29 protein-coding genes and 1 pseudogene are annotated in these 25353 nt (G+C 64.7%); 15 read left to right on the top strand and 15 right to left on the bottom strand.

Annotated elements, in window-relative coordinates; all coding sequences use genetic code 11:
- The first annotated feature begins 320 nt into the window (after window positions 1–320).
- From dnaJ to ACREE8_RS03420, 4 genes are all read left to right on the top strand, one after another.
- A complete protein-coding gene (gene dnaJ, locus ACREE8_RS03435; RefSeq protein ID WP_431571576.1) occupies window positions 321–1469 on the top strand; it encodes a molecular chaperone DnaJ in 1149 nt (382 codons plus the stop codon).
- Window positions 1470–1632: 163 nt separating this feature from the next.
- Window positions 1633–2394 carry a TIGR04255 family protein gene (locus ACREE8_RS03430; protein ID WP_431571575.1) on the top strand — a complete coding sequence of 254 codons (762 nt, stop codon included), beginning with the start codon at window positions 1633–1635 and terminating at the stop codon, window positions 2392–2394.
- Complete coding sequence (locus ACREE8_RS03425) at window positions 2394–3023, top strand: hypothetical protein (RefSeq protein ID WP_431571574.1); 630 nt, start codon at window positions 2394–2396, stop codon at window positions 3021–3023. The genes ACREE8_RS03430 and ACREE8_RS03425 overlap by 1 nt, the downstream gene beginning before the upstream one ends.
- A complete protein-coding gene (locus ACREE8_RS03420) occupies window positions 3020–3520 on the top strand; it encodes a hypothetical protein (protein ID WP_431571573.1) in 501 nt (166 codons plus the stop codon). The genes ACREE8_RS03425 and ACREE8_RS03420 overlap by 4 nt, the downstream gene beginning before the upstream one ends.
- Window positions 3521–3619: 99 nt before the next feature.
- Here ACREE8_RS03420 and ACREE8_RS03415 read toward each other — a convergent pair whose 3' ends face one another.
- Together ACREE8_RS03415 and ACREE8_RS03410 are read right to left on the bottom strand one after the other, a co-directional pair.
- On the bottom strand, window positions 3620–4246 hold the full coding sequence (locus tag ACREE8_RS03415; RefSeq protein WP_431571572.1) for a tetratricopeptide repeat protein: 627 nt from the start codon (window positions 4244–4246) through the stop codon (window positions 3620–3622).
- A gap of 210 nt (window positions 4247–4456) precedes the next feature.
- Entirely contained in the window at window positions 4457–4930 is a 474-nt protein-coding gene (locus tag ACREE8_RS03410; protein ID WP_431571571.1) for a hypothetical protein, read from the bottom strand.
- A 162-nt stretch (window positions 4931–5092) separates the two neighbouring features.
- Between ACREE8_RS03410 and dapB the strand changes: the two genes are divergently transcribed.
- Window positions 5093–5896: a 4-hydroxy-tetrahydrodipicolinate reductase gene (gene dapB / locus ACREE8_RS03405; protein WP_431571570.1), complete on the top strand. Its 804-nt coding sequence runs from the start codon at window positions 5093–5095 to the stop codon at window positions 5894–5896.
- Window positions 5893–6678, top strand: coding sequence for an SDR family NAD(P)-dependent oxidoreductase (locus ACREE8_RS03400; RefSeq protein WP_431571569.1), 786 nt, complete (start codon window positions 5893–5895; stop codon window positions 6676–6678). Before dapB ends, ACREE8_RS03400 begins: the two co-directional genes overlap by 4 nt.
- Here the strand turns inward: ACREE8_RS03400 and ACREE8_RS03395 are convergent, their stop codons facing one another.
- Window positions 6679–7218: a DUF2244 domain-containing protein gene (locus tag ACREE8_RS03395; protein ID WP_431571568.1), complete on the bottom strand. Its 540-nt coding sequence runs from the start codon at window positions 7216–7218 to the stop codon at window positions 6679–6681. It lies immediately after the preceding gene.
- Between the two features lie 168 nt (window positions 7219–7386).
- Here ACREE8_RS03395 and nth point away from each other — a divergent pair.
- Window positions 7387–8019, top strand: a pseudogene (gene nth / locus ACREE8_RS03390) (endonuclease III); the annotation flags it as partial.
- Between the two features lie 137 nt (window positions 8020–8156).
- Here nth and ACREE8_RS03385 read toward each other — a convergent pair.
- Together ACREE8_RS03385 and ACREE8_RS03380 are read right to left on the bottom strand one after the other, a co-directional pair.
- Window positions 8157–8627 carry a hypothetical protein gene (locus tag ACREE8_RS03385; protein ID WP_431571567.1) on the bottom strand — a complete coding sequence of 157 codons (471 nt, stop codon included), beginning with the start codon at window positions 8625–8627 and terminating at the stop codon, window positions 8157–8159.
- A 270-nt stretch (window positions 8628–8897) separates the two neighbouring features.
- Window positions 8898–9581 carry an EI24 domain-containing protein gene (locus ACREE8_RS03380; protein WP_431571566.1) on the bottom strand — a complete coding sequence of 228 codons (684 nt, stop codon included), beginning with the start codon at window positions 9579–9581 and terminating at the stop codon, window positions 8898–8900.
- 394 nt (window positions 9582–9975) lie between these two features.
- On the opposite strand from ACREE8_RS03380, the gene ACREE8_RS03375 reads away from it, so the two are divergent.
- The 8 genes from ACREE8_RS03375 to ACREE8_RS03340 all read left to right on the top strand — a co-directional run bounded on the left by ACREE8_RS03375 (window position 9976) and on the right by ACREE8_RS03340 (window position 17047).
- Window positions 9976–10980, top strand: coding sequence for an adenosine kinase (locus tag ACREE8_RS03375; protein ID WP_431571565.1), 1005 nt, complete (start codon window positions 9976–9978; stop codon window positions 10978–10980).
- Window positions 10981–11003: 23 nt separating this feature from the next.
- A complete protein-coding gene (gene typA / locus ACREE8_RS03370) occupies window positions 11004–12845 on the top strand; it encodes a translational GTPase TypA (protein ID WP_431571564.1) in 1842 nt (613 codons plus the stop codon).
- 81 nt (window positions 12846–12926) lie between these two features.
- A complete protein-coding gene (gene maiA / locus ACREE8_RS03365) occupies window positions 12927–13559 on the top strand; it encodes a maleylacetoacetate isomerase (RefSeq protein WP_431571563.1) in 633 nt (210 codons plus the stop codon).
- Window positions 13560–13652: 93 nt separating this feature from the next.
- Window positions 13653–14975 carry an AmpG family muropeptide MFS transporter gene (locus tag ACREE8_RS03360; RefSeq protein WP_431571562.1) on the top strand — a complete coding sequence of 441 codons (1323 nt, stop codon included), beginning with the start codon at window positions 13653–13655 and terminating at the stop codon, window positions 14973–14975.
- Window positions 14976–15013: 38 nt separating this feature from the next.
- Window positions 15014–15265 carry a type II toxin-antitoxin system Phd/YefM family antitoxin gene (locus ACREE8_RS03355; protein WP_431571561.1) on the top strand — a complete coding sequence of 84 codons (252 nt, stop codon included), beginning with the start codon at window positions 15014–15016 and terminating at the stop codon, window positions 15263–15265.
- A complete protein-coding gene (locus ACREE8_RS03350; protein ID WP_431571560.1) occupies window positions 15255–15725 on the top strand; it encodes a PIN domain-containing protein in 471 nt (156 codons plus the stop codon). Before ACREE8_RS03355 ends, ACREE8_RS03350 begins: the two co-directional genes overlap by 11 nt.
- Complete coding sequence (locus ACREE8_RS03345) at window positions 15715–16233, top strand: O-acetyl-ADP-ribose deacetylase (RefSeq protein WP_431571559.1); 519 nt, start codon at window positions 15715–15717, stop codon at window positions 16231–16233. The genes ACREE8_RS03350 and ACREE8_RS03345 overlap by 11 nt, the downstream gene beginning before the upstream one ends.
- A gap of 85 nt (window positions 16234–16318) precedes the next feature.
- Window positions 16319–17047 carry a PadR family transcriptional regulator gene (locus tag ACREE8_RS03340; protein ID WP_431571558.1) on the top strand — a complete coding sequence of 243 codons (729 nt, stop codon included), beginning with the start codon at window positions 16319–16321 and terminating at the stop codon, window positions 17045–17047.
- A 59-nt stretch (window positions 17048–17106) separates the two neighbouring features.
- Here ACREE8_RS03340 and ACREE8_RS03335 read toward each other — a convergent pair whose 3' ends face one another.
- The 10 genes from ACREE8_RS03335 to pstC all read right to left on the bottom strand — a co-directional run bounded on the left by ACREE8_RS03335 (window position 17107) and on the right by pstC (window position 25232).
- Window positions 17107–17586, bottom strand: coding sequence for a hypothetical protein (locus ACREE8_RS03335; RefSeq protein WP_431571557.1), 480 nt, complete (start codon window positions 17584–17586; stop codon window positions 17107–17109).
- Window positions 17587–17816: 230 nt separating this feature from the next.
- Window positions 17817–18122 (bottom strand): hypothetical protein, encoded by a 306-nt coding sequence (locus ACREE8_RS03330; RefSeq protein WP_431571556.1) that lies wholly within the window; start codon window positions 18120–18122, stop codon window positions 17817–17819.
- Between the two features lie 214 nt (window positions 18123–18336).
- Window positions 18337–18747: a hypothetical protein gene (locus ACREE8_RS03325; protein WP_431571555.1), complete on the bottom strand. Its 411-nt coding sequence runs from the start codon at window positions 18745–18747 to the stop codon at window positions 18337–18339.
- Window positions 18748–18916: 169 nt separating this feature from the next.
- Window positions 18917–19297, bottom strand: a complete 381-nt coding sequence (locus ACREE8_RS03320; RefSeq protein ID WP_431571554.1) for a hypothetical protein — start codon at window positions 19295–19297, stop codon at window positions 18917–18919.
- 161 nt (window positions 19298–19458) lie between these two features.
- Window positions 19459–19950, bottom strand: a complete 492-nt coding sequence (locus ACREE8_RS03315) for a hypothetical protein (RefSeq protein ID WP_431571553.1) — start codon at window positions 19948–19950, stop codon at window positions 19459–19461.
- 271 nt (window positions 19951–20221) lie between these two features.
- Window positions 20222–20926 (bottom strand): phosphate regulon transcriptional regulator PhoB, encoded by a 705-nt coding sequence (phoB, locus tag ACREE8_RS03310; protein ID WP_151179821.1) that lies wholly within the window; start codon window positions 20924–20926, stop codon window positions 20222–20224.
- A gap of 10 nt (window positions 20927–20936) precedes the next feature.
- Window positions 20937–21665: a phosphate signaling complex protein PhoU gene (gene phoU, locus ACREE8_RS03305; RefSeq protein ID WP_151179820.1), complete on the bottom strand. Its 729-nt coding sequence runs from the start codon at window positions 21663–21665 to the stop codon at window positions 20937–20939.
- A 47-nt stretch (window positions 21666–21712) separates the two neighbouring features.
- Window positions 21713–22489 carry a phosphate ABC transporter ATP-binding protein PstB gene (gene pstB, locus ACREE8_RS03300; protein WP_431571577.1) on the bottom strand — a complete coding sequence of 259 codons (777 nt, stop codon included), beginning with the start codon at window positions 22487–22489 and terminating at the stop codon, window positions 21713–21715.
- A 66-nt stretch (window positions 22490–22555) separates the two neighbouring features.
- Window positions 22556–23860: a phosphate ABC transporter permease PstA gene (gene pstA / locus ACREE8_RS03295; RefSeq protein WP_431571552.1), complete on the bottom strand. Its 1305-nt coding sequence runs from the start codon at window positions 23858–23860 to the stop codon at window positions 22556–22558.
- Window positions 23853–25232, bottom strand: coding sequence for a phosphate ABC transporter permease subunit PstC (pstC, locus tag ACREE8_RS03290; RefSeq protein WP_431571551.1), 1380 nt, complete (start codon window positions 25230–25232; stop codon window positions 23853–23855). The genes pstA and pstC overlap by 8 nt, the downstream gene beginning before the upstream one ends.
- Between the last annotated feature and the right edge of the window lie 121 nt (window positions 25233–25353).

The raw sequence follows: 25353 nt of genomic DNA, 5'->3' as shown, positions 1-25353 counted from the left end.
GCAGAAGGAAGCCGAGGCCCAGGCCGGCGGCCCCGGTGCCGGGGCGGCGGGTCCGGGTCCGGGTGCGGGCGCCGGCGGGACCGGCGCGCCCAAGGACGGTGTCGTCGACGCCGACTTCGAGGAAGTCGACGAAAACCGCAAGAACAAGGCGTAACCGACACCTCGTTCGGGCCAGAGAGACAGGATAACAGCGGGGCCGGCGGGCCTTGGGGGCGTATCAAGATCATGCTCCATCGCCCGCCGGCCCCGTTTCTGTTATGTGAAAACGGTCTTTCAACCTTCGAGCCCTAAGCTCCGGCAAGCGACGACATCCGACGACCATGGCCAAACAGGACTACTACCAGACCCTCGGGGTGATGAAGGACGCGAGCGGAGAGGCCATCAAGAAGGCCTACCGCGCGGCGGCCATGAAATTCCATCCCGACCGCAATGCCGGCGACAAGGCGGCCGAGCATAAGTTCAAGGAAATCAGCGAAGCCTACGAGATCCTGAAGGACGACCAGAAGCGGGCCGCCTATGACCGCTATGGCCATGCCGCCTTCGAGAACGGCGCCGGTCCCCGGGCCGGTGGCTTCGGCGGCGGCGCCGGCTTCGGGGCGGGCGGTTTCGCCGACATCTTCGAGGAGATGTTCGGCGAGTTCGTCGGCGGCCGTGGCCGCGGGCCCCAGGCGACCTCGCGCGGCGGCGATCTCCGCTACAACATGCAGATCACGCTCGAGGAGGCCTTCGCCGGCAAGACCGCGACCGTGCGCGTGCCCTCCTCGGTCAAATGCGAGGATTGCAGCGGCTCGGGCGGCGAGAAGGGCGCCCATCCGATCTCCTGTCCGGTCTGCCATGGCTCCGGCCGCACCCGCATGACGCAGGGCTTCTTCACCATGGAGCGGACCTGCACCCATTGCGCCGGCACCGGCCGCGTCATCGAGAAGCCCTGCAAGAGCTGCGGCGGCTCAGGCCGCACGCGCCGCGACAAGAATCTCAACGTCAATGTGCCGCCGGGTGTCGAGGACGGGACCCGCATCCGGCTCGCCGGCGAAGGCGAGGCGGGCTTGCGCGGCTCGCCGCCGGGCGACCTCTACATCTTCCTCTCGATCGAGCCGCACAAGCTGTTCGAGCGTGACAGCGCCGATCTCCATTGCAAGGTGCCGATCTCGATGGTGACCGCCACGCTCGGCGGGCCGATCGAGGTGCCCGGCATCGACGGCACCCGCGTGCGCCTGCAGATTCCGGCCGGCGCCCAGACCGGCCAGCAGTTCCGCCTCAAGGGCAAGGGCATGAGCGTGCTGCGCCAGAATCACCGCGGCGATTTCTATGTCCATCTCGCGGTCGAGACGCCGGTGCATCTCAGCAGGAAGCAGCAGGAGCTCCTGCGCGAGTTCGACAAGTCCGCCACCAAGGGCAAGCCCTACAGCCCCGAGGCCGAAGGCTTCTTCGCCAAGGTCAAGGAATTCTGGCAGGAGCTGAAGGAGTAAGGCGTCCAACCGGTATTGCGGTGTCGAAGCCCTCTAGCCGACCCATGGTCGACCAATGTAGTCGACATCTAAGTGTACTAGGCTGATGCCACCCCTTGACAGGGTTGCAGCGTTGGGATTCAACAGTTGTTGGCGATTCGCACTCAACAGATTGGGAACGCCGTTGACCGGCAAACCTCACCCAAAGTTCCCAAACCCGACCATCCTCGAAGCGGCGTGTGAATTCACGTTTGTCCGCGATCCGGAGCCTCGTTGGAGTTCCGGCGAATTGTACAAAGCGCTCGGTGGCGAGTTCCCAGAAATTCAGCCTATTGGCAATATGGCTTTGCAAATCGTAATTGGGACAGTTGCTCCACCAACACCCCCGCGGCCACTCGGTGTTCCTGCGCCCGCATTTCGGTTTGCTTCCCAGGCTGGCGACCGGACCATCCAGATCTCTGATACGAATTTCATTTGCACCGTCTCCGGCGTATATCCGGGCTGGGACACCCTAAAGGCTTCGATACTCAAGAATTGGGAAACTATCCTCCCCATAATCTTGCCACGAGAGATATCAAAGATCGGCTTGCGATATATCAATCGTATTAAGAAAGAAGCCGAGCGCCCGAAACTAGCAGACTGGTTGCGCCCGACCGCAGATTTGCCGGCAACACTCTTGAGTTCTGAGGGTCATTTTTTGGCTCGCATCGAGTCCACCCCGGATTCTAACAGCCTCAAGTTGGTTACCTTGGCCAATCAAGAACCAACGGAGGATTCTCCGAATGGAGCAATCATTTTCGATATAGATCGAATCTACAACGGAAGCACGGTGACGGATGCTGCAGTTATCGATTCGATTCTTGAGACTCTGCATGATGATATTTGGGATGCCTTTTGGGGTGCGAGAACCGAGGCACTTGAGCATAAATTGAAGGGAGGCAAGTAATGCCTGATTCGGGTGTTTTAGAATCACCCAAGCATACCCGCGGAACAGGCGGTAGTTCTGTCCGATCTACATTTGCACCGCTCCCAAATAGTGGCGCTGCTGCGCTTGAACCTCTGGAGATTGCGATCGACGATTGGATTGAGACGCACGCTCGGGAGTTCTACGAGGTGTATGCGTTGTCTATTGGACAGACTGAGCCCGAGGGTATTTCCATTGCGCTAGATTTCCTGAAGGCGATTCGGAATCTTACAACCCAGAACACCATTGGCGCGCTGGATCGCTTTGAGCAATATACTTCACCCGGCTGGGATGGCGATGATGCGGAGCCGCTCCTGCTGTCAGACCTGAAGTTTGCGCGTGGCTTGCTGAGGCAATTGGCGTCACATGCGAACCCGCCGGACGCTGCTCCGGGGCCAGACGGCTCCATTTGTATGGAGTGGGTTGCTGGTTCTCGTCACAGTCCAAGGAAAATATTCCTTGACGTCGGTCCCGGCGATCGCGTTTTGACCTACGCTAAATTCGGCAAGCGGGCGCCGGTTGAGCGACATTTTAAGAAATCCGACTTTGAGCTTGTAGGTTACTTGCAATCGCTATTTGGAGAACTCTCCAAGAGCGAGTCGGATGCTTGAAGTTGCAAACCGGAGAACCTGCTGAAGGCTCCGATGTCTGGATTCGCGCTGTCACGAACACAACTCACGTTCGGAAGACCGCGATTCATCATGGACAGTTCAAAAAATGGCTTGGTCCACCTAATGAAGCTGGCGGAAGTTGGAAAGTTGAACTTTCTGGAAGATTGCTTTCTTTAGTCGAAAGCATATCCGCCGATGCGAATCGGCGTATTGGCATCCAAAAAGACAAGCTCATTGCGGACGGCAAACCGGTTCCATCGGCGTTGCAGTACTGCGGCGTGCTATACTGCATTGTCGATAGTGTGCGTCAGTCGACCTTTGCAAGCTGCGACGTTCTATATGATCCTCAGCCTGATGACACAGCGCACTCGAATGTTGTTGTTCGAGACAAGGACATGGGCGAGATACTCACTCTAATCGATGAGTTTCTCGGAATGTTGACTTGGGTTCCCAATAGTAGTGTTCAATCAAATGCGACTTTAGCCCCTAAAGCCTAGGGGCTGATTAGAAAGGCTGTGGGAGATCGCTCAGGGCGAGATTCACCCTCTCATCATTCTGCCGCCTGAGGCGGCAACGCGAATTTGGGTGGTGATCGGCTAGAGCAGTTCTCCCAGCCGCGTCGCGACCGTCGGGTCAAGGCGCTTCGCCGCCGCGAGGTCTTCCTTCGCCCGCGCCTCATCGCCCAGCTTCCGGTAAGCGCGGCCGCGCTGATAGAAGGCGTCGGCGAATTCGGGTTCGATCGCGATCACGGCGCTGTAGTCGGCGATCGCCGTCTCGTAGGCGCCGGCCGCATGATGGGCGGTGCCGCGGTCATAGAGGAACCCGTAGCTCTGCGGCTTGAGCCGCACGGCCTCGCTGAAATCCTGGAGCGCCGCGTCGTAATCGCGCTTGCCCATGAAGGCGAGCCCGCGGAGATCGAAGGCGAGCGCCACGTCCGGCCGGTCCTCCATGAAGATGCCAATGTGACGGATCACGGCATCGTAGTTCTTCAGCTCCAGCTCGACCTGCGCGATGTTGTAGCGGACCTCATAATCATGCTGGACGAGGCGCAGCGCCTCTTCATAGGCGGTGACTGCTGCCGGATAGTCGCCCTTGTCGAAAGCGCGATCGCCGCACTGGCTCCAGTCCTCGGCACTGCTCGCGCTGCAGCCAGCGGCCGCCGCCGCGGGTAGGGCGAGCCCTGCCAGCAGTGAAATGGCGATCGCCAGACCTATCCTTCGCAAGCCATCTCGCACAGGCTGAGCCCGCTGCCAGTCGCCAGGTCGCGATTTTACCTCCCGCTTCCCTGCCTCTCAACTCCGGTGCCTACCGCTTGCGCGCCGCTGCGCCGCACCGTCGGGCGGAAGAACTGTCGCTTATCCGGCTCCTGAGGCCAGCGCGCCACATCGATCTATACCGTCCTGCAGCCTGACAGACGTCATCGGCCTTCGCGGCTACCGTTCCAGCCACACTGGCGGTGCGGTTGCGTCCGATATGAGAGGAGCGTTCCAGCAGCGTTTCGGCGCGGTCTCGCCTTTTGCCGCGCAAAAGCGCGACACGAGCACCCCTTCCAAGTAGAGGTCGCCCGCATAGCTCGTTCCCGACAGGGTCCCATCGAAGACATAGTCGTATTCGGCCTGACGCAGAATCAGGCTTTCGCCCTCGAGCGTCCACCGGCCATGAAACGTCGGCTGAATCGGTCTTCCCGTCGCGCTGTCGCGGCCATCTTCGTCATAGCGGCCATCGGCCGCGACTCGCCAGGTGAAGATGAAGTTGGGAAACGCGTCCGGGATGAGAACCGTCCAGCTTCCAGCGACACCGCCGTTGTCCGCGGCGGCCGGTGCCATCCCGATCGCAAGCGCGAGCAATGCCGCCGCGAGACCAAGACTAATTTTGCGAAAGCGAATAGGGAATAAACGGTGCTGCATAGGCTCGCTCACACACAACCTATGATATTTGTATATTTACTATATCCAATTTCAAGTTGCTTCTCAATCTTGGGTGCATGATCTTGCGCCCCCGCGTGCCGCCCGGCTAAATGCCCGTCCAACAACATCGAACCGTCATGAGCGGACGGGAAGGCGGGGACCATGGCTACGAGGATCGGCGTCGTCGGGGCGGCAGGGCGCATGGGGCGTATGCTGCTGGCGACCATTGCGGCCACGCCCGGCTGCGTCATCGCCGGCGGCACGGAGCGGCCGGGCAATCCGGCGCTGGGCGAGGATCTGGGCAAGCTCGCCGGCATCGAGCCGGTCGGCCTCGTTCTCACTGCCGATCCCGACGCGCTGTTCGCCGCGTCGGACGCGGTCCTGGATTTTACCGCGCCCTCGGCGAGCGCCACCCATGCGAGCCTCGCCGCCAAACATGGCCACGCCCATATCATCGGCACCACCGGGCTCGAGGCGCCCGAGCGCGCCACCATCGAGGCGGCGGCCAAGCGCGCGCCCATCGTGCTCGCCCCCAATATGAGCCTCGGCGTCAATCTCCTCCTGCTGATGGTCGAGCAGATGGCGAAGGCGCTCGACACCGACTGGGATATCGAGATCGTCGAGATGCATCACCGCCACAAGGTGGATGCGCCCTCCGGCACGGCCCTGGGCCTCGGCCGCGCCGCCGCGAAGGGCCGCGGCGTGTCGCTCGACAGCGTGGCGCAGCGGTCACGCGACGGCATCACCGGCGAGCGGCGTAAGGGCGATATCGGCTTCGCCACGCTCCGCGGCGGCGACGTGGTGGGCGAGCATCGCGTCACCTTCGCGGCCGAGGGCGAGCGGATCGAGATCGGCCATATCGCCACCTCGCGCGCCATCTTCGCGCGCGGCGCCGTCAAGGCCGCGATCTGGGCCCAGGGCAAGCCGCCCGGCCTCTATGCCATGAAGGACGTGCTGGGGCTGTGAGCGTGGATTCCCGCGCGCCGGCGCTGTTCGACCTGACCGGCAAGATCGCGATCGTCACCGGCGGCAATGGCGGCATCGGGCTCGGCATGGCGAAAGGCTTGGCCGAAGCGGGCGCGGCCATCGTTGTCGCGGCCCGCGACGCCGCCAAGAGCGAGGCCGCCGTCAAGGAGCTGATCGCCCTGGGCGCCGAAGCCGCCTTCATCGCTGTCGACGTGACCGATGCCGGCTCCTGCCGCGTGCTGATCGAGGCCACGGTGGCGCGTTTCGGCAAGCTCGACATCCTGGTCAACAATGCCGGGATCAATATCCGCAAAGTCCCGGAGAACTACTCGGCCGAGGAATGGCACCGGGTGCTCGACATCAATCTGACCGGCAGCTTTCTCTGCAGCCAGGCGGCTTACCCCGCCTTGTGCAAGGCCGGCGGCGGCAAAATCGTCAATATCGGCTCGATGATGTCGATCTTCGGCGCCGCCTTCGCGGTGCCTTACGCGGCGAGCAAGGGCGGGGTCGTCCAGCTCACCAAGGCGCTCGCGACCGCCTGGGCCAAGGACAATATCCAGGTGAACGCCGTGCTGCCGGGCTGGATCGACACGGACCTGACGCGCGAGGCGCGCCGCCAGATGGCAGGCATGCATGAGCGCATCGAGGCCCGCACCCCGGCCCGGCGCTGGGGCAAGGCGCGCGACATGGCCGGCGTCGCCGTGTTCCTGTCGGCGCCGGCGTCGGATTTCATCACCGGTGCGACGATCACCGTCGATGGCGGCTATTCGGTGCAGGGCTAGTCAGCGCCGTACGGAGACGAGGGCGGCCTTCAGCGCATTGGCGAAGTCGAGCCGCTCGGCCGGCGACAGGAAGCGGCCGATCGCGAGCGCGTTGCCATGCGAGCGCAGCAGCAGCGGCGTGTCGGATTCGATCGGCTCGTCGAGCTGCACCTTGAGCCAGTAGGGCTGGAAGCTCCAGCGCTGGACCCGGCCCTTGAGGTCATGGCGCTCGACTGTCAGCAGGCTGGGGGTGAGCCGGATCCGCTCGAACTGGCGGGCGCTGCGATAATTGAGACGGAACAGCAGATAGAAGAGGCCGATCTCGATCGCGCCGAAACCGGTGATGGGCCAGGCGCCGATGGTGAGGAAGGCGATGCCGGCGAAGAAGCCGACGGCACCGATCGCGGTCATCAGGATCGCGAAGCCCGCCGGCGGCAGGCTGCGATAGGGCGTGAGCACGGCGTCCAGCAGCACGGCTTCCGCCGGCGCGGTGACGCTGCTCTCCTGTACCGCCGTATCGTCGCGATCGAGCGGCAGAGGGGTGCCCTGTTCATTGCCCATGGGCCGTCACTATAAGTCCGGCCGTCGGCTTGGCAAAGTGACGGTCTTGGCAATTTTCGGGGGATATCCCAACGGTTTCGCGGGACTCTTCCCGCCTGCTATAGAAGGTTCTCATCCCGTTCCCGCCCTCGGCGTGACCGGTGCCGCCGGAGGCCAGAAATCCCGTCCATGAAACCCGCCCAGATCGAGGAGATGTTCCGCCGCTTCCAGGCCCATAACCCGGATCCGCGCGGCGAGCTTCAATTCATCAACCCCTATACCCTGCTGGTCGCGGTGGTGCTGTCGGCCCAGGCGACCGACGTCAGCGTGAACAAGGCGACCGAGCCGCTGTTCAAGATCGTGCAGACGCCGGCCGAGATGGTGGCGCTGGGCGAGGAGCGGCTGCGCCCCTACATCCGCACCATCGGCCTCTTCAACACCAAGGCCAAGAACGTCATCCGGCTCTCGGAGATCCTGCTCGCGCAACATGGCGGCGAGGTGCCGAGGCAGCGCGAGGTGCTGGAGACGCTGCCCGGCGTGGGACGCAAGACCGCCAATGTCGTGCTCAACATCGCCTTCGGCGAAGCCACCATCGCGGTCGACACGCATATCTTCCGCGTCGGCAATCGCACCGGCCTGGCGCCGGGCAAGACGCCGCGCGAGGTCGAGGACCGGCTCGAGAAGGTGGTGCCGGTCGCCTACAAGCTCCATGCCCATCACTGGCTGATCCTGCATGGACGCTATGTCTGCAAGGCGCTCAAGCCCGACTGTCCGCATTGCTTCATTGCGGATCTGTGCCAGTTCAAAAGCAAGCTGCTGGCCGTCGATCCGGCCGCGCCGTCGCCCGCCAAGTCATTGTCTAAGAAAGGAAAATCGGCAGGCGCCAAGAGTGCTCGAAAGGCCAAAGGCAAGCCTTCGCTCAAGCGCGGCAAACCGAGGACGGGGAAGAAAAGGCCGGCTTAGAGGGCGCTGATGCGCTTCTCGGTCATGAGCGCCGAGACGCAAGGGTCGGTGGCAAGGCTCGCCGCCGAACGGTCGCGCGCTTCGAGGTAGGTCACGCGCAGCGGCGTGCCTGCGGACTCTTGCGGATAGAGATAGAGATCGAGGACGCAGGCCTGGGCGCGATACTGCCAGACCTCGGCGCCGGTCTCGTTGCGCACCAGCTGCGGATGACCGAAGAGATGCTGCAGCTCGTCCGGACCCATGCCCATCAGGTCTTTCGACTGGGTGTTTCCGGTCGCGGCCGGCGCGGTCGCGGTCGCCGGCTGAACGGCCGGGGTGGTGACCGTGTTGCTGCTGGAGGTGCTGACGCTGGTGGTCGCGGGCGCGGCCGAAGCGCTCGGCGGCAGGGTCCGGCTGGCGCAAGCGGCCAGCGCCAGGGCCATCAGCCCGGTCGCGACCATCCCCGCCAACCTGTTGAAACTCAACATAAAAATCATCGCCGGTGACCGGCGCCCTGCGCGACTGAGATGCCCATCCAACGTTTCGGTGCGAGACCAACCAGCCAGGGGTGCCGCACCAATCTCGTCGCGCCCAAATGCTATGACACAATCGTTACTGATTCGTCACCGGGTTGTCCCGCATTTTCGGAAAATTTTCCTAAGATTTTTTTGAGGCACTGCCATACGGATTCTACTCATCGTTTCCGGGCGGTGACCTGGGAGACGATTCCCGAGTGACACCGATGTCCGAGGGACGCGTCAGCGACGCGACGGCGGCGCCATCAGCGTGATCGACAGATGCAGCATGAAGGCTGTCGCAAGCACCGGCGCGATCAGATTGAGGATCGGCACCGTCAGCAGGAAGGCGATGGCGATGCCGGCGAGAAAGATGCGCCCCCGATGCGCCCGGCGCAGCCGACGGGCCGCTTCCGGATCGAGCCGGCGCATGGCCACCTGCTCGAAATATTCCCGTCCCAGCAGATATCCGTTCACGCCATAGAACAGCACGGCATAAGCGGGCGGAAACCAGAGCAGCAGCAGGTAGAAAGGGAGCAGCAGCAGGTTGAGCCCGAGCGCGACGGCGGTGAAGGCCAGGGTCTGGCGGATGATCTCGCCCCAGGACTGAGGCCGGGCGGGCGGCAATAGCGGGTAATGCGCCTGCTCGACCGCGCCGCTGACCTCGTCGAGGAAGATGCCGAGCGTGCTGGTGACCGCGGCGGGGAAGAGGAACCAGGCCAGGATCACCACCCCGAAGCCGGCCGCGAACTCGATCACCTTGTCGAGCCAGCCGATGTCGAAATGGGCGAGCCAGGCCGTCAGGAACCAGAGCCCGACCGAGAGCAGCACCAGCACGACGAGTGCCAGGCCCAGGCTCTTCCACAGCACCGCGCGGACACGGGGGTTGCCGAGGTCGCCGAAGGCGGCGGCAAGGGCACTGAACATGGGACGGGGCCTCGGGGGTGCGTGGGAGGGAAGGAAAGGCGTTTCTGGACAATGATTTAGCCGGGCTGGCCGGGGCGATCAATGCTGTCCGCCGCTGGAATTGGGGGTGCGGGGGGCCCGGCACCAGGGGTTCCGGCCCCGAAGCCTCGGAAATACCGGTCTTTTCACGAAGGGGTCCCGGCTGCGGCGGAAGCGCTGAGGGGTCTGAGTTTGCTTGAGATTGGGCGGCCGCTGGCTATACTCCGCCGCGCGCGCCGCCCGGATCTGCCTGAACTCGATTTCAGGCCCTTTGGGCGGCGCCTGTTTTTCCTGGCAAAGACCCGCCCGCCCGTGAGGGGCCTGGGCCCGAATCAGCAGAGGGCGCTCCGGCGACCTCCAGGATCGAGATCGACGCATGGCCAACAGCCCGGCTCCCGCTGACATCGACGTGCTCGGCATCGGCAACGCCATTGTCGATGTGCTGAGCCATGCCGACGAGCGTTTCCTGGCGCGCTCGGATCTGGCCAAGGGCAGCATGCAGCTGATCGACGCGACCCGCGCGGATCAGCTCTATCGCGCCGCCGGTCCCGCCATGGAAGCCTCGGGCGGCTCGGCCGCCAACACCATCGCCGGCCTCGCGATCCTGGGTGCGCGCGCCGGCTTCATCGGTAAGGTCTCGAACGACCAGTTCGGCGGCATCTTCCGCCACGACATCAAATCGCTCGGCATCCATTTCGACACCCTGCCCGCGACCGAAGGCGCGCCCACCGCGCGCTGCCTGGTCTTCGTGACGCCCGACGGCCAGCGCACCATGGCGACCTTCCTGGGCGCCTGCCTCGAGCTCACCGAATTCGATATCGACGAGGCCCTGGTGGCGCGGGCCAAGATTACCTATCTGGAGGGTTATCTGTGGGACCCGCCGCACGCCAAGCTCGCCTTCCTGAAGGCGGCCGAGGCGGCGCATCGCGCGGGCCGGATGGTGGCCTTGAGCCTCTCCGATGCCTTCTGCGTCGATCGCCATCGCGCCGAGTTCCAGCAGCTGGTGGAGAACCATGTCGACATCCTGTTCGCCAACGAACAGGAGATCTGCTCGCTCTGGGAGGCCGATAATTTCGACGCGGCCCTGCAGAAGACGCGCGGCAAGACCCGGATCGCGGCGCTGACGCGCAGCGCCAAGGGCTCGGTCGTGCTGTCGGGCAAAGAACTTCACGTGATCGATCCGGCGCCTGTCATGCGTCTGGTCGATACCACCGGGGCCGGCGACCAGTATGCGGCGGGGTTCCTCTACGGACTCGTCACCGGTCGCAGTCTCGCCTCCTGCGGACGGATCGCCAGCTTGGCGGCCGCCGAAGTGATCCAGCATCTGGGCGCGCGGCCGGAAGTGCCGCTCGCCGAACAGGTGCTGTCCGATTTCGTCTGAAGAAAGAAGCAAGGCTCGACGCCATGACCGGTCATAATCACATTCGCAACATCGCCATCATCGCCCATGTCGACCACGGCAAGACGACGCTGGTCGATCAGCTGCTGCGGCAGTCGGGCACCTTCCGCGCCAACCAGCAGGTGGCGGAACGGATCATGGATTCGAACGAGCTCGAGCGCGAGCGCGGCATCACGATCCTGGCGAAATGCACCTCCGTGACCTGGAAGGGCATGCAGATCAACATCGTCGATACGCCGGGCCATGCCGATTTCGGCGGCGAGGTCGAGCGCATCCTCAGCATGGTCGACGGCGTGGTGGTGCTGGTGGACGCGGCCGAAGGACCGATGCCGCAGACCAAGTTCGTCACCACGAAAGCGTTGGCGAAGGGCCTGCGTCCGATCGTGGTCATCAACAAGGCCGACCGCCCGGACGCGCGCGCGCATGAGGTCCATGACGAGGTGTTCGACCTGTTCGCGGCCTTGGACGCCAATGACGAGCAGCTCGATTTTCCGACCCTCTTCGCCTCGGCCAAGCAGGGTTGGGCCGCCGTCGATCTCGAGAGCGAGCGCACCGACATGGCGCCGCTGTTCGACCTGATCGTGCGTCATGTGCGCCCGCCGGTGGCCGATGCCGAGGCTCCCTTCGACATGCTGGTGACGACGCTCGAATATGATCCCTATCTCGGCCGCGTCCTCACGGGGCGCATCCATTCGGGCCGCGCCCGCGCCAACATGATGGTGAAGAGCCTGCGCCCCGACGGCCAGGTGATCGAGCAGGGCCGCCTGACGAAGCTCCTGGCCTTCCGCGGCATCGAGCGCGTCTCGGTCGAGGAGGTCGAGGCGGGCGACATCGTCGCCATTGCCGGCCTGACCGAGACCACGGTCGCCGACACGATCTGCGATCCGGTGGTCGAGAAGCCGATCGCGGCCCAGGCGATCGATCCGCCGACCCTCTCCATGACCTTCACCATCAACGATTCGCCGCTCGCGGGCCGCGAAGGCGACAAGGTGACGAGCCGCATGCTGCGCGCGCGGTTGCTGCGCGAGTCCGAAGGCAATGTCGCCATCGGCGTGAAGGAATCCTCCGACAAGGATGCCTATGAGGTGGCCGGCCGCGGCGAATTGCAGTTGGGCGTGCTGATCGAGACCATGCGTCGCGAAGGCTATGAGATGTCGATCAGCCGGCCGCGCGTGATCTATCGCAACGATCCCACCACCGGCCAGCGTCTCGAGCCGATCGAGGAAATCGTGGTCGATGTCGACGAGGATTATGTCGGCGTGGTGGTCGAGAAGCTGGGCCAGCGCCGCGGCGAGATGACCGACATGCGCCCCTCGGGTGGTGCGAAGACCCGCGTCAACTTCCTGGTCCCGTCGCGCGGCCTCATCGGCTATCACGGCGAGTTCCTGACCGACACGCGGGGCACCGGTATCATGAGCCGGCTCTTCCACGGCTATGCGCCGCATAAGGGCCCGATCGAGGGAAGGCGCAACGGCGTGTTGATCTCGACCGGCGGCGGCACCGCGGTCGCCTACGCGCTCTGGTATCTCGAGGAGCGCGGGCCGCTCTTCATCAATCCGGGCGAGGCGGTCTATGAGGGCATGATCATCGGCGAGCATAGCCGCGGCAACGATCTCGAGGTCAATCCGCTCAAGACCAAGCAGCTCACCAACATCCGCACCACCTCGAAGGACGAGGCGATCCGCCTGACGCCGCCGCGCCAGATGTCGCTCGAGGCCTCGATCGCCTATGTCGAGGAGGACGAGCTGGTCGAGGTGACGCCGAAGTCGATCCGGTTGCGCAAGAAGCTGCTCGATCCCAACGCCCGCAAGCGCGCCTCGCGCTCGGCTGAGGCGCAGGCCTCGTAGGATTGAAGCCGCGGGATCGATCGAGGACGCTGGTCTGACACCGCCTCGCTGTGCAAACTGGCGGCGAGGGAGGCGATCGCAATGCGGCTTTATACGCAGTGGCGCAATTCGGCCGGCGAACGCGTCAGAATCGCGCTTCATCTCAAGGCGATCGACTACGAGTATGTCGCCATCTCCTCGCTTTCGCCCGGCGAATATCGCAGGCTCAATCCGCAAGGGCTGATGCCGGCGCTGCAGGTGGGTGACCGGGTTTTCGCCCAGGCCACCGCCATCCTCGAATATCTGGAAGAAACCCATCCCGAGCCAGCCTTGCTGCCGACGGACCCGGTCGCCCGTGCCGAGGTCCGCTCCTTTGCGCAGCTCATCACCAGCGACCTGCATCCCCTCAATAACCACCGCGTCCGCAAATATCTCGCCGGCGCGCTGGGCGCCGATCAAGAAGCCGTACAGGGCTGGTATCATCATTGGCTCGAGAGCGGCTTCGACGCGCTCGAGGCGACGCTCGACCGCAGGGCCGAGCCATGGCCCTTCTGCTTCGGCGAGCAGCCCGGCTGGGCGGACCTTCATCTGGTCCCGCAATTGGCCAATGCGCGCCGCTTCGATTTCGATCTGGCCACCTATCCGACCCTGCTCGCGGTCGAAGCGCGGTGCCGTGGGCTCAATGCGTTCCGCCAAGCCCGCCCCGAAGCGCAGCCGGATTTTCCCGGCGCGTGATCGTAGTCATGCCTGGCCACGCCGCTTTGACCCCGACTCGGGACAGCGTTAACGCTGCCGCGTTATAAAGGCGGCAGCGAATCGGGAGCGACGATGACAGGGTCGAGCGGGACGACGATGCCGGCGCGCCGCAATTGGCGGGACACGCTCAAGGTCTATCTCGACCGGCGCATGCTGGTCATCCTGCTGATGGGGTTCTCGAGCGGGCTGCCGCTGCTCCTCACCCTCTCGACCCTGTCCTACTGGCTGAAGAAGGCCGGGGTCGATCTCACCACCATCGGCCTGTTCGCGCTGGTGGGCGTGCCCTACAGCTTCAAATTCGTCTGGGCGCCGATCGTCGATCAGATCCGGCTGCCGCTGCTGACCCGCTGGCTTGGGCGCCGGCGCGGCTGGGCACTCCTGACCCAAGCCTGTCTGATCGCGGCGATCCTTTTCATGGGCGCCACCGACCCCGCCATCGATCCCTGGTGGACGGCGCTGGCGGCCCTCCTGGTGGCGTTCTTCTCGGCGACCCAGGACATCGCCATCGATGCCTATCGCATCGAGATCCTCAATGAGGAAGAGCAGGGGGCTGGTGCCGCCGCGACGCAGGCCGGCTATCGGCTGGGGTTGATCCTCGCCGGCGCCGGCGCGCTGGCCGCGTCCGATTTCATCGGCTGGCCCGTGATCTTCGCCGGCCTCGCCGCTACCGTCGGCATCGGCATGGTCGCGGTGCTGATCGCGCCGGAACCGACGCCGCCCGAAAGCTGGCGCAACCTGGCGCGCCAGCCGGTGCTGCAGCAGATCAAGCAATCGGTCTGGGATCCCTTCGCCGAGTTCCTGTTCCGCCCGGGCGCCCTGGTCGTGCTCGCCTTCGTGCTGCTCTACAAATTCGGCGACGCCATCGGCGGCACCATGGCCAATCCCTTCTATGCCGAGATGGGCTTCACCGGGACCGAGATCGCCGCCATCTCCAAGGTCTTTGGCGTGATCATGACGCTGGTCGGCGTCGGCGCCGGCGGCCTGATCGTGGCGCGCTACGGGCTTTATCGCGCGCTCGTGCTCGGCGGCGTGCTGCAGGCGGTGACGAACATTCTCTATGCCTGGGTTGCCGTCGAGGGCCACGACCTGCTGGCGCTGACGGTGACGATCGGCGCGGACAATTTCGCCAATGGCGTGGGCTCGGCCGCCTTCGTCGCCTATCTCTCGAGCCTCTGCAATGTCGCCTTCACCGGCACGCAATATGCGCTGCTGAGTTCCTTCATGGCCGCCGGCCGCACCATGCTCTCTTCGGGCTCGGGCTGGCTCGCGGCCCAGCTCGGCTGGGCGCCCTTCTTCATCGCGACGGCCTTCCTGGCGGTGCCGGGCCTCCTTCTGCTGTTCTGGCTGATGCGGCTCTATCCGACGCCCGCAAAGCCCTTGCCGTCGGCGCCTTAAGGGCTACAATTGTAGCCCCTTCAAGGAGTGCCGCTCCCATGGACGAGAAGACCATCTCGCTGCGCGATGCCAACCAGCAGTTCGCCGAGATCGTGCGCCAGGTCGAATCCGGCCAGACCTACATCGTCACAAGACGCGGCGAGCCGGTGGCGCGGATCGAGCCCGTCTCGAAGAAACGCAAGCTGACGCCTGCGCAGGAAGCGGCCTGGAAGCGGGTCAGGCGCGCGATGGAGAAGGGCTTCAATCTCGGGGGCAAGGCGCCGAGCCGGAAAGACATCTATGGCCGCTGACCGGTTCTCGCTCGATGCCGGCATCCTCTTTTGCGCGATCGATCGTGCGGCGGGCGAGAAGCATCGGATCGCGGCGCAGCTCGTGACGAAGGCGCTCGATGGCGATTGCATCCTCTCATTGCAGGCCGTGACCGAGTTCTTCGCCGCGGTCACGCGCAAGGAGAAGATGCCGCTCAGCGATGCGGCGCAGCTGGTGCGCGACTGGATCTCGATCTTTCCCGTCGTCTCGCCGACCGCGACCCATCTGGATGCGGCCCTGGCCCTGGTGACGTCCGGCCGCGCCGAGCTCGCGCAGGCGACCCAGATCGCCTGCCTCGAGGCCACCGAGTGCTATCTCCTGCTGAGCGAGGATTTCGACGGCAAGGCGCGCGTCGGCCAGGTCGAGATCGTGAATCCCTTCAGCCAGGACCTGCCGGCGCCTCTGGCTTTCCTGTTGGCCGAGTCGAACGATGACGACTGATCCCCGCATCGAGATCTTCGAAGGCGACATCACGGCGCTCGATGTCGATGCCATCGTCAATGCCGCCAACGAACGCCTGGCGCCAGGCGGCGGGGTCTGCGGCGCCATTCATCGCGCGGCGGGGCCGGAGCTGGCGGCGGCTTGCGCGCGCATCGCGCCTTGCGCGACGGGGGGCGCGCGAGCGACGCCGGGCTTCAAGCTCAAGGCGCGCTTCGTCATCCATGCGGTGGGGCCGGTCTGGCAGGGCGGCGGCAATGGCGAGCCCGACAAGCTCGAAGGCGCCTATCGCGCCTCGATGCGGATCGCGGCCGACCGAGGCTGCCGCTCGATCGCCTTTCCGGCGATCTCGACCGGCATCTATGGCTATCCGCTCGAACCGGCGACCCGCATCGCGGTCGCCACGGTCCGCGAGGAAATGACCCGGCCGGGCGCTCCGGAGCGGGTGATCTTCGCCTGCTTCGGAGCCGACGTGGCCGAAGCCTATCGCCAAGCCCTTTTCCTGAATTGAGCCCGCCCAATTCTCATTGGTCTTGACATTCTCATCAAAAAACATATCTTACGATATGTCTAACGATAAAAAGGAATGATAGACAATGAGAATTCTAATTGAAAACCAAGATGATAGACGTGGCTGGCACCGCCATGGCCACGACCATGATTGTGCCGGACGGGGCGGACGGGACGGCGAGTTCCGCGGCCTCTTCGGCGGGCGCGGGCGTGGCGGTCACGGCGGCTCGGGCCATCATGGCGGGCGGGGCTTCCGCCTCGGACGGCGGCTGGGCTCGAGCGATCTGCAGCTGATCCTGCTGGCGCTCCTGGCCGAGCAGCCGCGCCATGGCTATGAGCTGATCAAGGAGCTGGAGGAGCGCAGCCACGGCTTCTACGCGCCCAGCCCCGGCATGATCTATCCGGCGCTGACCTATCTCGAGGAGATCGGGTTCGCGACGGTCGAGGCCGAGGCCAACAAGAAGCTCTATCGCATCAACGAGGCGGGCCAGGCCTTCCTCACGGAGAACCGCGCGACCGCGGACGCGATCCTGGCGGAGTTAGCCGAGGTCGGCGCCAAGTTCGCGCAGGCGCAGCGCCTGATGGAAGAAGGCGGCGAGGCGGGCGAGCGTGGCGATTCCGATCGTCGCGAGGATCGTGATGCCTGGCCTTTGGGCCGGCGCCGGCGCGGCGGCGTGCTGCCCGAGATCCTCGAGGCGCGGCGCGACATCAAGCGCGCGCTCAACGAGCTCGAGGATGCATCACCGGAAGAGCAGGCCCGCATCGCGGCGATCCTGCGCCGGGCGGCCTCGGATATCCGCGGCAAGTCGGGCTGACGATCTGCCCGCGGCCTCCCTGGCAGCGAGAGGCCGCGGGGCAGATGGCCCGCGAGCCGTCAGTGAAGCGTGAAACTGATGCTCGCGCTCGCCGAGGCGGGATTGTTGCTGCTCGAGAGCGAGACCGAGGTCCCGGGACCGCAGGTGATTCCGTTCCCGCAACCGAGCGACTGCGGCCCGGTCCCGTTCTGGGTCACGGGCGGCCCGGTGCCGATCTGCGCCGAGACGGTGTTGCCCGGGGGCAGCACGCTCAGCAGCGTGGGGATGAAGCCGGTCAGCGCGTTGAGCGTGCTCTGGCTGCCGTTGGCGAGTGCGGTCCTGGCCGTGGGAGTCAGGGTCCCGAGCAGTCCTTGCGTCAGGGCCCCGAGAAAGCCCGTGCCGCGCAGATCGCCCATCTCGCGATCGTTCAAGGCGACCGCGTCGCCAAGACCGATGCGATCGGCGCTGAGGACAGCGTCGCCGGCGAAGCATGGGAATGATGAAAAAGTCAAAACGCCGGCAAGGCCGAGAAACGCCAGCTTGCCCGCTGAAACCAGCATGGAAGGCCTCCGTTGCGACACCGGGCCTGAGGGAAATCGGGTGAGCGGGGACCATATCACCGCACCTCGCCGCCGATCCAGAACGGAGACCCCATCAAAAGTTGCAACGGCGATTAAATTTCCGTGATGCTCCACCGGGATCAACATGGAGGATCCCGTGCCAATGTCGGCAAGGCACATCAGGAGCAGCTCGCAGATCGTCGACCGCCTGGAGCAGCATTCCGTTCACTCTAAGGATTCGGAGTCCCGATGACGATGTTGCGGGTGATCGTAAAACTGAAGTGATGCACGATCGTGATATTGATGTGACGCGTGATCACGACGGGATTTACGATCGTCCCCGCGAGGTCGCTCCCGGAGACGCCCGCGCCGCGAAGCTCGTTCAACTGTGCGTCATTGAGCGCAATGCCGTCGATCGCCCCCATGCGGTCGGCAGTGAGGGTCGTATCGCCCGCATTTCCAAGAGAGATGGCTGACAACAAGCCGCCCGCAAAGGCGCCGGCGGCGAAAGCCAGCTTGTGTGCTCGTGTAAGCATGGGACCCTCCCGTATAAAGGTCAGCATGACAGCCTGGAAACAGACAAAAATCCTGCCGTCCGTCGGACGGCAGTCCCTTCACTTGGCTGTTAGACGCGGTCTCAGGGATGCATCCGACATCCGCGGCAGGTCACCCTGACGAGCTGCCTGACGTTGAGACACAGCGGCGGTCTCAGGCAGCTTCCTGCTTCATGGCACTGCCCAGAACAAACACTCAGTGGTTGATGATCGTGGTCCTGGTCACGTTCACCGACACGCTGCCTGAAGGGGCATTGTTATTGGCGGATAGATTGACTGTCATCCCGGCGGGGCAGGTAATCCCGTTGCCACAACTCAGCGTCACCGGCATCGTTGTGCTCGTTCGAAACCCCGTCTGATCATTGAGCTGTGCCTTGACGGTATTTCCCGGCGGCAGCGAGTTCAGAAACGCCTGGAAGGCGCTCCCGAATATGCCGGTGCCACGCAACTCGCTCATCTGCCCGTCATCGAGCGCGATGCCGTCAATCGGGCCGATGCGGGCGGCGTCGAGGCGTGCGTCGCCGGCATTTGCAAGCGAGATCATCGAAAGCAGGCCACCCGCAAATGCGGCGGCGGCCAAAGCCAGTTTGTGTGCCCGTGTCGACATGGGAACCTCCCAAATGAGGATGAACACAACTGCTCCTGCCCGTTACTCGTAACCGAGTCGCCGCGTCGCTCGGGAATCTCTCGATTGCGGCAACCTGATCATCGATGGACCCACCCAACGCCAATGCAGCGTTGTTCCACCGGCAAATCGTCGCCCGCACCCTAACGGCTCAGTGCGGATTCACCGCCGTGATCACGGTCACCTGTCCAGACGACCCGGGGGTGATCTGGTTGCTGCCGAAGATCTTGATGGTCGTCCCCGGCGCGCAGCTGATGCCGTTGCTGCAGCTCAAGAACAGCACACCGGGCCCGTTGAGCGATGCCGTCGGCAGGTGGCCCAGTGCCGCGGAAAGGGCTGCGGTGAAACTCCCGAGAAAACCGGTGCCGCGCAGTTCGCCCATCTGTTGATCGGCCACGGGAACCGCATCGGCGATGCCGATACGGTCGGGGCGGAGGGCAGAGTCATCGGCGAGGGAATGTGACGACGCGGTGATCAAACCGCCGGCAAGGGCAATGGCGAGGAACGCCAGCTTGCGTGCTGGGAGCAGCATGTGAGGCCTCCGTTGTGACACTGGGCCTGGGATGATTGGATGAAGCAGAAGCCTAGCATCCGCCTTCCGGCCAATCCAGTACGGAGACCGCATCAAAAGTTACGAAGAGCACGGTTAGCGTCACACTCAATCGGAAGCAAGGCTGTCCTGCTTCCGATCACTCAGTGCGTGATGGTGAGGTTCACGGCCATATTGCCCGCGGGCGCCGCGTTGTTGGCGTAGAGCGAAACCGACATGCCCGCAGGGCAACTTAAACCGTTTCCGCAACCCAACGATTGCGGCGCGGTTCCGATCCGCATCACGGTCGGCTGATCATTGAGCTCCGCCACAACCAGGTTGATGGCGGGCAGCTCGTCGAGAAATGCCGGAAAGAAGCTTTCCAAAGCGCCGTGCGCACCGCTGGGCGCTGCGCCAGCCATCGAAGCGCTGTCGGATTGCTCCAGGAGCCCGAAGAGCAGGCCGGACAGAGCCGTCTCGAAACCGCCGCCCCGCAACTGGCTCATGGACTGATCCGTGAGCGGCGTGACATTCGCGAGACCGGTGGCCTCGAACAAAGCGCCGACCTCGTCCGCCGATGCGGCGGGTGCGATCAGGAACAAGCCCGAGGCGCAGGCAATGACCGCCAGCGCCAGCTTACGTGCCGGAATGAGCATGAGATGTCTCCGAGCGACTCTGTGAATGACAGGGTGGATCGGCACCCGCTGTTCCACAGTCCTCGGAGCGCCAATCCTTCCGCCCAGCGATAACCGGGATAGGGTTAAGAAAGCCGCTAGAACCGGTCAGGCGCGCTGACACATGTCATGCTGGCGAACCCGCAACGCCAATCCCCATGGATCGCGTTCGAGTTACGAGAAGGCGGGATATCGGAGAGGGCAGGCCGTGCGCCATCGGAAGCAGCCTGGCTGCTTCCGATGGCCGCAGGACCTATTGCTCGCGGTCGAGCGAGTAGCCGGCCGAGCGAACGGTGCGGATCAGATCGAAATCCGCCCCGTCATTGATCGCCTTGCGCAGGCGCCGGATATGGACATCGACCGTGCGCGGCTCGACATAGACGTCGGGACCCCACACCACGTCGAGCAGCTGCTCGCGGGTGAAGACGCGGCCCTGATGCTCCATCAGATGGCGCAGCAGGCGGAACTCCGTCGGCCCCAGATGGATGTCGCGTCCGTTGCGACGCACCCGGTGCGCGATGAGGTCCATCATCAGGTCCTCATATTGCAGATTGTCGCCATCGAGCGCCGGCCGCGAGCGGCGGAGCAGCGCCCGCAGCCGGGCGATCAGCTCGCCGGGGCTGAAGGGCTTGGTGACATAATCGTCGGCGCCGCTGTCGAGGCCGCGAACCTTGTCGGCCTCCTCGCCGCGCGCCGTCAGCATCACCACCGGCACGGCCCGGGTCTCGGGCAGGCGGCGGAGCTGCCGGCAGACCTCGATGCCCGACACCAGCGGCAGCATCCAGTCCAGAAGGACCAGATCCGGCCGGCGTTCCTTGGCGAGGAGAAGCGCCTCCTCGCCGTCACGGGCCTCGATCACCTCGAAGCCTTCGCGCTCGAGATTGTAGCGCAGCAGCGTCACGAGCGCCGCCTCGTCCTCGACCACGAGGACGAGCGGCTTGGCTTGCTGCTTCTGCATCGATTGCGGCCTAGGCGCCGGCGCGTCCGCCGGGCGTGGGTGCGATTGCATAGCTTGTGACATCCCCTTTGGGTCTGGCGATTTCGATCCCGCGACCGTGGACGAGGAAATAGACGGTCTCCGCAATATTTGTTGCATGGTCACCGATGCGTTCGATGTTCTTCGCGATGAACATCAGGTGGATGCAGGAGCCGATGTTGCGCGGATCCTCCATCATGTAGGTCAACAGCTCGCGAAACAGACTGTTGTAGAGCGAATCGACTTCTTCATCGCGGCTCCAGGCGGCGACCGCCCGCTCCGCGTTCTTGTCGACATAGGCGTCGAGAACGTCCTTGATGATGCTCTGCACCAGCTGGCCCATGCGCGGAATCGCCTGCAGCGTGCTCACGGGCTGGGCCTGCGAGATGGCGATGGCGCGCTTGGCGATGTTGGTGGCGTAGTCGCCGATCCGTTCCAGATCGGCCGAGATCTTGAGGGCGGCCACCACCTCGCGCAGATCGGAGGCCATGGGCTGGCGCAGGGCCAGCATCCGCACGGCCATCTCGCCGATCTGATGTTCCAATTCGTCGATGCGTTTGTCGGCCTGGATCACCTTCCCGGCGAGCTCGGCATCCCGGCGCATCAGCGCGTCGGTCGCCGTCTGCAGCTGGACCTCGGACAGCCCGCCCATCTGGGCGATCGTCCGGTTCAGCAGCTTGAGCTCGTCGTCGAAGGACTTGACGATATGTTCCGCGGTCATGTCGCGTCCTGCTCCCTTGGGTCGTTCGGTCTCGATGCCGCTTCGGATCAGCCGAAGCGGCCGGTGATGTAGCCCTGGGTCCGTTGATCCTTCGGGCTGGTGAAGATCTGAGGCGTATCGCCGGTTTCCACCAACTCCCCCAGATGGAAGAACGCCGTGCGCTGGCTGACGCGCGCGGCCTGTTGCATGGAATGGGTGACGATCACGATGGTGAAGTTCTGGCGGAGCTCGTCGATCAGCTCCTCGATGCGGGCCGTCGCGATCGGATCGAGCGCCGAGCAGGGCTCGTCCATCAGGATCACCTCGGGGCTGACGGCGATCGCGCGCGCGATGCAGAGGCGCTGCTGCTGGCCGCCGGAAAGCCCGGTGCCGGGATCCTTGAGGCGGTCCTTGACCTCCTTCAAGAGGCCGGCGCGCTCGAGGCTGGTCTGCACCACCTCTTCCAGCTCGCGCCGGTTGGTCGCCATGCCGTGGATGCGGGGGCCATAGGCCACATTGTCGAAGATCGTCTTGGGGAAGGGGTTGGGCTTTTGGAACACCATGCCGACCCGCGCGCGCAGCACGACGACGTCGAGATCGCGCGCATAGATGTCCTCGTTGTCGAGCGTGATCTTGCCGGTGACCCGGCAATTCTCGATCACGTCGTTCATGCGGTTGAGGCAGCGCAGGAAGGTCGACTTGCCGCAGCCCGAGGGGCCGATCAGCGCCGTCACCTCGTTGCGGCGGATGTCGAGCTCGACATGCTTCAACGCATGTTTGTCGCCGTAATAGACGTTGGCATCCCGGGCCGCGATCTTGATCGGCTCATGGCCCTTGAGGGGCATGCCGGTCGCGGCGGCGGAAGCCGGTGCGGTTGCGAGCGTCACCATCGACATGAAGCGGACCCTTTCCTACCAGCGACGTTCGAAGCGGCGGCGCAGATAGACGGCAATGCCGTTCATCAGCACCAGGAAGACCAGCAGCACCATGATCGCCGCACTCGTCTTCTCGACGAAGCCGCGCTCGGGGCTGTCGGCCCAGAGATAGATCTGCACCGGCAGCACCGTGGCCGCGTCGGTGACGCCGTGGGGCACGCCGACGATGAAGGCGACCATGCCGATCATGAGGAGCGGCGCGGTCTCGCCCAGCGCATGGGCCATGCCGATGATGGTGCCGGTCAGGATGCCGGGCATCGCCAGCGGCACGACGTGATGCGTCACCACCTGCAGCGGCGAGGCGCCGATGCCATAGCCGCCCTCGCGGATCGAGGGCGGCACCGCCTTGAGCGCGGCGCGGGTGGCGATGATGATGATCGGCAGGGTCATCAGCGACAGCACCATGCCGCCGACCAGGGGGGCCGAGCGGGGCAGGCCGAAGAAGCCGATATAGACGGCGAGGCCGAGCAGGCCGAACACGATCGAGGGCACCGCCGCCAGATTGTTGATGTTGACCTCGATCAGGTCGGTCCAGCGGTTCTTCGGCGCGAATTCCTCGAGATAGACCGCGGTCGCCACCGCCAGCGGGAAGGCCAGCGACAGGGTCACCAGCATGGTGAGGAGGGTGCCCACCACCGATCCGGCCACGCCGGCGAGCTCGGGCTCGCGGCTGTCACCAGAGGTGAAGAAGCTCCAATTGAAACCATGCTCGACCCGGTCCTGCTGGCGCAACGTGTCATACCAGCCGATCTGCTTGTCGGAGACGCGGCGCGCGCTTTCCGGCAGATCGCGCGAGATGAAGCCCTTGGCCAGCATGTCGAAGTCGGGACCGATCGGCACCGAGACCGTGACCGTCTGGCCGATCAGCGAGGGATCGGCCTGGACCATCTTGCGGATCTGGGTGTCGGCGCCGGAGCTGATGAGCGCGTTCAGATCGCGCTTGTCCTCGCGGCTGGTGACGTCGGGGAAAAGCTGGCGCAGGCCCTCGCGCAGCAGTTTGGTGTAGTCGGCCTGCATGATCGCGTCGGGATCTTTCGTCCCCGCCGGATCGATCACGGAAGGATCGAGCATCACCTCGAGGCGGACATCGGTGCGATAGAAGGCGCTGTAGCCCTTGCCGATGATGGTGACGAGCAGCGCCCCCAGCATGCCGGTCGCGACCAGCACGGCGAGAATGCCATAGAGGCGGAAGCGCCGCTCGGCCGAATAGCGGCGCTTGAGGCGCGCTTGCGAGAGATCGGGACGCCGGACGGGCATGGCGGGGGCCGTGATCTCAGTCATATCTTTCCCGGTATTTGCGGACGACGTGGAGGGCCACGAGGTTGAGCGAAAGAGTGACGAAGAACAGCATCAGGCCCAGCGCGAAGGCCGCGAGCGTCTTGGGGCTGTCGAACTCCTGATCGCCGACCAGGAGGGTCGCGATCTGCACGGTCACGGTGGTGACGGCCTGGAGCGGGTTGGCGGTCAGGTTCGCGGAGAGGCCGGCCGCCATCACGACGATCATGGTCTCGCCGATGGCGCGCGACACGGCCAGCAGCACGCCGCCGACGATGCCGGGAAGGGCCGCCGGGATCACGACCTGCCGGATGGTCTCGTTCTTGGTGGCGCCCAGGGCCGCCGAGCCGTCGCGCAGGGTCTGCGGCACCGCGTTCATCACGTCGTCGGAGAGCGAGGAGACGAAGGGCACGATCATGATGCCCATGACGAGGCCGGCCGCGAGCGCGCTTTCGGACGCGACCGAGAGGCCCACGGCCTCGCCCATCTCGCGGATGAAGGGCGCCATGGTGAGGGCGGCGAAGAAGCCATAGACCACGGTCGGGATGCCGGCCAGGATCTCGAGCACCGGCTTGATGAAAGCGCGGCCGCGCCGGCTGGCATAGTCCGACATATAGACGGCGACCATCAGGCCGACCGGCACGGCGACGGCCATGGCGATGATCGTGATCAGCAGCGTGCCGGCGAAGAGCGGCACCGCGCCGAAGGCGCCCGAGCTGCCGACCTGGTCGGCGCGCATCGCCGTCTGCGGGCTCCATTGCACGCCGAAGAGGAAGTCCCAGAACGGCACCGCATGGAAGAAGCGCAGCGATTCGAAGAAGAGCGACAGAACGATCCCGACCGTGGTCAGGACCGAGAGGGTGGAGCAGGCGATCAGCAGCACCATGACGATGCGCTCGACCCGGTTGCGTGCGCGCATGGCGGGCACCACGCGGCGCTGCGACCAGCCGAGACCCAGGGTCGCCAGCGCCAGGACCGCGACGGCGAGGGCCGCGAAGCTGATCGATTTGAGGCTCTTATAATGATCGACCGCGGCGACCACGGCCGGGTCGACCGTGCGGTCGCCCACGCCATAGACCGCGATGTTGCGGATGTCGTTGAAGATCAGGCCCAGCTGCGCCTGACCGCTCTCGATCATGGCGACGGGCAGGTCGCGGACGATGATGGTCTCGAGGATGCGCGGCTCGAGGGCGATCCAGAGCGCGAACAGGACCAGCGCCGGCAGGCCGCACCAGAGTGCCACATAGGCACCGTAATAGCTCGGCAGCGAATGCAGCTTCTTCCAATTGCCGCCGGCGAGCGCGATCGAGCGGTTCTTGCCGAGCGTGAAGCCGATGACGGTCAGAAGCAGGAGAGCGGCAAGGATCGCGGTGGTCATGCGCTGGGGACTCCCGGTTTCCTTTCGCTGCTCTCGTTTCGATGCGCCAGGGTCGCCGGCGCCGCGTCGTCATTTGCGCTTCGGGGGTCGGGCGGCCGGTTTCGATCGGATCGAAGCCGGC

This window comes from Hypericibacter sp. (assembly GCF_050729195.1).
GTDB lineage: Bacteria > Pseudomonadota > Alphaproteobacteria > Dongiales > Dongiaceae > Hypericibacter.
This window is presented reverse-complemented; position numbering and strand designations above follow the sequence as displayed.

What these genes read in the sequence shown, in the direction of transcription:
- dapB (WP_431571570.1), top strand. Translation starts at nt 5,093, where the DNA reads ATGGCTACGAGGATCGGCGTCGTCGGGGCGGCAGGGCGCATGGGGCGT.
- ACREE8_RS03340 (WP_431571558.1), top strand. Translation starts at nt 16,319, where the DNA reads ATGAGAATTCTAATTGAAAACCAAGATGATAGACGTGGCTGGCACCGC.
- typA (WP_431571564.1), top strand. Translation starts at nt 11,004, where the DNA reads ATGACCGGTCATAATCACATTCGCAACATCGCCATCATCGCCCATGTC.
- dnaJ (WP_431571576.1), top strand. Translation starts at nt 321, where the DNA reads ATGGCCAAACAGGACTACTACCAGACCCTCGGGGTGATGAAGGACGCG.
- ACREE8_RS03350 (WP_431571560.1), top strand. Translation starts at nt 15,255, where the DNA reads ATGGCCGCTGACCGGTTCTCGCTCGATGCCGGCATCCTCTTTTGCGCG.
- ACREE8_RS03425 (WP_431571574.1), top strand. Translation starts at nt 2,394, where the DNA reads ATGCCTGATTCGGGTGTTTTAGAATCACCCAAGCATACCCGCGGAACA.
- ACREE8_RS03375 (WP_431571565.1), top strand. Translation starts at nt 9,976, where the DNA reads ATGGCCAACAGCCCGGCTCCCGCTGACATCGACGTGCTCGGCATCGGC.
- ACREE8_RS03345 (WP_431571559.1), top strand. Translation starts at nt 15,715, where the DNA reads ATGACGACTGATCCCCGCATCGAGATCTTCGAAGGCGACATCACGGCG.
- ACREE8_RS03325 (WP_431571555.1), bottom strand. Translation starts at nt 18,747, where the DNA reads ATGTCGACACGGGCACACAAACTGGCTTTGGCCGCCGCCGCATTTGCG.
- pstC (WP_431571551.1), bottom strand. Translation starts at nt 25,232, where the DNA reads ATGACCACCGCGATCCTTGCCGCTCTCCTGCTTCTGACCGTCATCGGC.
- ACREE8_RS03330 (WP_431571556.1), bottom strand. Translation starts at nt 18,122, where the DNA reads ATGCTTACACGAGCACACAAGCTGGCTTTCGCCGCCGGCGCCTTTGCG.
- ACREE8_RS03360 (WP_431571562.1), top strand. Translation starts at nt 13,653, where the DNA reads ATGACAGGGTCGAGCGGGACGACGATGCCGGCGCGCCGCAATTGGCGG.
- pstA (WP_431571552.1), bottom strand. Translation starts at nt 23,860, where the DNA reads ATGACTGAGATCACGGCCCCCGCCATGCCCGTCCGGCGTCCCGATCTC.
- ACREE8_RS03395 (WP_431571568.1), bottom strand. Translation starts at nt 7,218, where the DNA reads ATGGGCAATGAACAGGGCACCCCTCTGCCGCTCGATCGCGACGATACG.
- pstB (WP_431571577.1), bottom strand. Translation starts at nt 22,489, where the DNA reads ATGCCCCTCAAGGGCCATGAGCCGATCAAGATCGCGGCCCGGGATGCC.
- ACREE8_RS03335 (WP_431571557.1), bottom strand. Translation starts at nt 17,586, where the DNA reads ATGCTGGTTTCAGCGGGCAAGCTGGCGTTTCTCGGCCTTGCCGGCGTT.
- ACREE8_RS03355 (WP_431571561.1), top strand. Translation starts at nt 15,014, where the DNA reads ATGGACGAGAAGACCATCTCGCTGCGCGATGCCAACCAGCAGTTCGCC.
- ACREE8_RS03385 (WP_431571567.1), bottom strand. Translation starts at nt 8,627, where the DNA reads ATGTTGAGTTTCAACAGGTTGGCGGGGATGGTCGCGACCGGGCTGATG.
- phoB (WP_151179821.1), bottom strand. Translation starts at nt 20,926, where the DNA reads ATGCAGAAGCAGCAAGCCAAGCCGCTCGTCCTCGTGGTCGAGGACGAG.
- ACREE8_RS03320 (WP_431571554.1), bottom strand. Translation starts at nt 19,297, where the DNA reads ATGCTGCTCCCAGCACGCAAGCTGGCGTTCCTCGCCATTGCCCTTGCC.
- ACREE8_RS03315 (WP_431571553.1), bottom strand. Translation starts at nt 19,950, where the DNA reads ATGCTCATTCCGGCACGTAAGCTGGCGCTGGCGGTCATTGCCTGCGCC.
- ACREE8_RS03380 (WP_431571566.1), bottom strand. Translation starts at nt 9,581, where the DNA reads ATGTTCAGTGCCCTTGCCGCCGCCTTCGGCGACCTCGGCAACCCCCGT.
- maiA (WP_431571563.1), top strand. Translation starts at nt 12,927, where the DNA reads ATGCGGCTTTATACGCAGTGGCGCAATTCGGCCGGCGAACGCGTCAGA.
- ACREE8_RS03410 (WP_431571571.1), bottom strand. Translation starts at nt 4,930, where the DNA reads ATGCAGCACCGTTTATTCCCTATTCGCTTTCGCAAAATTAGTCTTGGT.
- phoU (WP_151179820.1), bottom strand. Translation starts at nt 21,665, where the DNA reads ATGACCGCGGAACATATCGTCAAGTCCTTCGACGACGAGCTCAAGCTG.